This window comes from Ligilactobacillus sp. 110_WCHN, assembly GCF_030518115.1.
In the GTDB taxonomy this organism is placed as follows: Bacteria; Bacillota; Bacilli; order Lactobacillales; family Lactobacillaceae; genus Ligilactobacillus; species Ligilactobacillus aviarius_C.
This window is the reverse complement of sequence record NZ_JAULLI010000036.1, coordinates 1-4,304: the sequence shown is the minus strand read 5'-3', so window position 1 is coordinate 4,304 and position 4,304 is coordinate 1. Positions and strand designations below refer to the sequence as shown.

The window sequence follows — 4,304 nt, the reverse complement described above, 5'->3', positions numbered from 1 at the left end:
TAATCAAAAGTTTTAAAACAAGTGAAACGATCAGGACAAGAATGACAGCCCCAATGATTGACGGGATAATTGCCATTCCTGCAATTACAGGTCCCCAAAATCCGAGGAGATGTTCGCCAAGCGCGGAACCAATCAAACCGGCAATGATATTCGCAATCCAGCTCATTGAACCCCGCCGGTTTGTCAGCCAACCCGCAATTGCACCAATAACGGCCCCAATAATTAGGACCCAAATTAAATGTAACATTTAAATTCCTCCTTCTAACTGATGTCTTATTATAATCAATTAAGTTTAAAATCTTTTTCAATTTGTTTAATATTTTGTGGTCGAAGAGTGATTTTTAATACTAAATAGATAAATAGCAGGAAGAAAATAATATTAATAATTCCATTTCCGAATAACGGTGCAATGTGGGTTAGAATCACCGCACAGAAGGTTTCAATGAAACCAAAGAAAATCGAAACGATAATGTTAACGCTTCGTAAGTAAAAGAGCCCGCACATCAGGCCGAATGCAAATTCCGCAACGAGCTGGTAAATCGTTGAAAGAATGCCGCCGTACATGTTATTGAGAATAAACACTTCAAAAATACTAAACAACGCAGAACTTAAGATTAAACTTTTAAGAATAACATTGGAAGAGGTTTGCCAATTATGAATCATCGCGGGCATTAAAATGGCATAGAACATGATGACCGGAATCGTTGCGGATGCCAGAATGAAAAACAGCCAGAAAAATGGACTGAATGAAATTTCAAGGGAAGTTGTCGACGGAACAGTCTTAAACATTGCGTTGATCGCAATTATAAAAATCAATGCAAAAACTAAAAGCCAGCCAATTCGTTTGAAACCATACCATTCAAAATAGATTTTTTCTTTGGTATACAGCCAATTGATTGCAAGAGCGATGACAATGGTGATTAAGTTGCTGATCAGCATATCATTTGCATTGATTCGGACATGAAGTGCCCGGCAAATGATGTGTAAAAGTAACATTCCGCATAGCCATAACAGTAACGTGATCCATACCCGTTTAAAATCTTTTGTATTTTTCTTTTCAGTCATAATTTAGTCCTTAACTTTATTTTTATTACTATATTTTAATACATATCCCAGATGAATTAAATTTAAAGCAGGCATGAAATTCAAATAAAAGTGGAATTAACGGTATAATTAAAATTAAGAAAGGAAGCGGAAGCAATGGAACACGTTATTGTTAACTCAAACATTGATACGGTCGAAAAAAAGGTCGTTGACTTTATTCACGGAAAAGGATTCAAGGTTTTTGATAACATTGATCAAAAGGCCGAAGCCGACAATGTTGGCCTTGAAATTCCTGAAACCCGGTTGATTATTTTTGGTAATCCGAAAGTTGGCACATTATTGATGCAGGAAAATGATGATGTTACCTTTGAATTACCGATCAAGGTTTTATTAATCGCAAAGAATGACCAAACGGAATTGATCTACCGTGATCCGCATGATTTCCCGGGAAATGATCAATTGAAGGAGCAAGGGAAAAAGATCATCGAAAAGATGCACCACATGTATCAAGAAATGATGGAAGCTGCGAAATAAAAAAATTGCACCATGCTGAATGGTGCAATTTTTTTATTTAAATGCAATGTAAATCTGGTGACTACGAGGAAATTCAATGTTCATTCGTTCCTTTAAAACCGAAATACATTTTTGTTGATTCAATTTTGAAGCTTGAAAATGTTTAAAACCATTTTCGTTTAACTGGTAATTACCACCATTTTGGGTAATTTCAATTTTCCGATCCCGTTTCCATGTTGTCAGGATCACATGAAGCCGTTTGCCGGTCTTCATCCGCTTTTGAATCATTACTGAAGCATTATTCCGCGTGATTAATTGCAAAGTATTCATCTCCGTTTCGTCTACTTTAATTTTACAAATTTTAAAGATAAAAAGCACGGATAAAGTAATTACAAATTAAAATCGCGCTTGATTTGGGTCCGCGGACGCGGTTTAAGTTGGAAAAATAAGACCAATAACGCCACGATCAGAATTGGGAGCGCAGCGCCCCACCCGGCCTGGCTTTCGGTAGTATTAGTCAAGCTAATCGAAGTAAAGTCCACGAGCAGGTGGAACAAAATCGGGGTGATCAAATTATTTGTCCGCAAATACATGAATGCTAAAATCACTCCCAAAGAAAAGGCGACCACGATTTGAACAATGGTATTCGGGAGCGGCTGCGAAAAAGCATTAACGGCGTGGGTAAGGCCAAAAATCAAGCTGCTTAAAAGCACGCCGCCTAAAATTGGATTTTTTCCCCGCCAATTATGAATCAGACTTCCAAGAATCATTCCGCGAAAGGTGAATTCTTCGGCGATCCCAATTAGAGCCGCTAAAACGAAATAAAATCCAATATGATGCATTTGATTATGATTTAAAATAATTGCGATGATGTAATAGCCGATAAAAAGGTCGACCATCCAAGAGCGCAGGAAGATATTCCAGTTGCTGAAATGGAATTTTTCTTTGGTATAAAAATGGTTAATTAATAAAGTGGCGATAATGATGCCAATTTCGCATCCGCCTTGAAGCAGTAGTTGGCCCTTAAAAAAGGTAATGTTTAATTTTTCCTGAACAACTGCAAGCAGGATATTAATTCCAAAAAAGCAGATGATCCAAAAAGCCCAGGAAAGCCAGGGTTTACTGATTTGTTTTGAATGATTGGCTGTTGCCATTCAAATTCCTCCTCCGCTGAGTCTTTAATCCTAACTATAACAGAAATTGAGGTGAAGGCTTACTGATTACAATCTAAATTTTGAAATTTGCCGATCAAAGGGTTAAAAGCTGGTAAAATCTTGGATTATTCTTCACATCGATCATTACAAAATGGTAAAATTAAAGTGATTTTATTTGAAACGATTAAATCCGATATTTAGCAAAAGAGGTATCCGAATGAAGAAATCATCAGTTTTTGATCAGAGGACATCTGCTTTGAAAAAAATTGTAAAGGGGCGCAAAGCAGAAGCTCAATCATCAGCTGTGACGGTGGAATCTGCCACCCCAACGGCATCTTCACGGCGGGCGTCCCTTGAAGGTCAGCTTGATGCGGCGCAAACTAAATTGCGTGAATTAAGTCATGAAATTGAACAGTTGCAAACGGCGGTCGATACTCAGCACCGGCAAGCAGATCAAGCAAAGCAGGCGGCTCAAACCGCACAAGCCGAACAACAACGCATTGAAGAACAAAAAGTTCAGACGCAGCAAGATCTTCAAAGTGCCACGATTGAAAATATCAATAAGCTGAGTCAGAAAATCAGCAATAAGCAAAATGATATTTTGATCGGTCGGCAACGAATCGATGAATTAAAAGATGCAAAGGACACGGGTAAACGTTCAGCGGAAGATGAAGCCCAAATCAAGCGGCTGAATGAACAGCAAAAAGCCCTTGAAGAAACGCAAGCTGAAGTTCAAAAGAACGTTGATGGAGCAAACCAAATCGTTCAGCGCGAAGTTCAGGCAGTTGAAAAGGCAAAGATTGCAATCAGCGACGCAGCTGATCAAGATGTTCAGCAGGCACGGGAAAAACTTCAAACGAAGCAGATCGATTTGAATACTGCCCGGTATAATTTACGGGGAGCTGAACGGAAATTGGCGGATGTGAAGGAAAACCTAACGGAAGTTAAAAATCAAACAAGTCTTCTTCAAGGTGACGCAACTGCGACCCTTCAAGCTACAAAAGAAAAGTTAGCGAACGATGAGCAGCTTTTGGTTGATTACCAAAATCGGTTAGCGGTTCTTCAAAATGCGAATAACCGGATGCAAAGTTTGCGGGCTGAATTACGGCGGGCAAAGGAAGCTGTTCAACGCGAAACCCGGAAACGTGAAAATATCCAACAAGAGTTAGCCGAAAAGATCAACCAGTTAACGGTGGCGAAACGCAAAGGATTGGATTGCCAACAAGAAATCGAAGAATTACAGCGCAAATTACGGACAGCGCCGCAACCTGAAATTCAAAAGCCAGCAGTCTTGAACCAGCGATTGCCTCAAGTGGGCGAAAATCATCATGGAACTTCAAAGCGGCCATCTTTGTTAAAAGTTGCCGCATTGACGGTTTCAGAAATCCTTACCCGGCTTGATTTCGGCCATCATAAAAAGCGCAAGCAATAGGAAAGAGAAGTTAAAACTTTTGCTAAAAATCGTCATATAAAATTCATAATTACGGGGCATACTAAAAGCATAGTAAATAACATCCCTAGTTATTTGCTACCTAACATACTCCAAATATACAATCCTTTTTCTCTAATCTATGGTTACATAGATTAGAGTTT

6 protein-coding genes are annotated in these 4,304 nt (G+C 38.9%); 2 read left to right on the top strand and 4 right to left on the bottom strand.

The features are described 5' to 3' along the window. On the bottom strand, positions 1-247 hold a 247-nt coding region (locus Q3C15_RS08505), incomplete at its 3' end, for a GlsB/YeaQ/YmgE family stress response membrane protein (RefSeq protein WP_302704959.1). 35 nt (positions 248-282) lie between these two features. Further along, positions 283-1,065: a hypothetical protein gene (locus Q3C15_RS08500; RefSeq protein ID WP_204779710.1), complete on the bottom strand. Its 783-nt coding sequence runs from the start codon at positions 1,063-1,065 to the stop codon at positions 283-285. A gap of 135 nt (positions 1,066-1,200) precedes the next feature. Here Q3C15_RS08500 and Q3C15_RS08495 point away from each other — a divergent pair, with 135 nt between their 5' ends. Then, positions 1,201-1,578 carry a DUF302 domain-containing protein gene (locus Q3C15_RS08495; protein ID WP_057827215.1) on the top strand — a complete coding sequence of 126 codons (378 nt, stop codon included), beginning with the start codon at positions 1,201-1,203 and terminating at the stop codon, positions 1,576-1,578. A 33-nt stretch (positions 1,579-1,611) separates the two neighbouring features. On the opposite strand, the gene Q3C15_RS08490 is transcribed toward Q3C15_RS08495, so the two are convergent. After that, positions 1,612-1,878: a hypothetical protein gene (locus tag Q3C15_RS08490; RefSeq protein ID WP_057827216.1), complete on the bottom strand. Its 267-nt coding sequence runs from the start codon at positions 1,876-1,878 to the stop codon at positions 1,612-1,614. Between the two features lie 68 nt (positions 1,879-1,946). Further along, positions 1,947-2,711 carry a CPBP family intramembrane glutamic endopeptidase gene (locus Q3C15_RS08485; protein ID WP_204779709.1) on the bottom strand — a complete coding sequence of 255 codons (765 nt, stop codon included), beginning with the start codon at positions 2,709-2,711 and terminating at the stop codon, positions 1,947-1,949. A gap of 217 nt (positions 2,712-2,928) precedes the next feature. Here Q3C15_RS08485 and Q3C15_RS08480 point away from each other — a divergent pair, with 217 nt between their 5' ends. Then, entirely contained in the window at positions 2,929-4,143 is a 1,215-nt protein-coding gene (locus tag Q3C15_RS08480) for a hypothetical protein (RefSeq protein ID WP_283579798.1), read from the top strand. Positions 4,144-4,304: the final 161 nt, after the last annotated feature.

What these genes read in the sequence shown, in the direction of transcription:
- Q3C15_RS08500 (WP_204779710.1), bottom strand. Translation starts at nt 1,065, where the DNA reads ATGACTGAAAAGAAAAATACAAAAGATTTTAAACGGGTATGGATCACG.
- Q3C15_RS08495 (WP_057827215.1), top strand. Translation starts at nt 1,201, where the DNA reads ATGGAACACGTTATTGTTAACTCAAACATTGATACGGTCGAAAAAAAG.
- Q3C15_RS08485 (WP_204779709.1), bottom strand. Translation starts at nt 2,711, where the DNA reads ATGGCAACAGCCAATCATTCAAAACAAATCAGTAAACCCTGGCTTTCC.
- Q3C15_RS08480 (WP_283579798.1), top strand. Translation starts at nt 2,929, where the DNA reads ATGAAGAAATCATCAGTTTTTGATCAGAGGACATCTGCTTTGAAAAAA.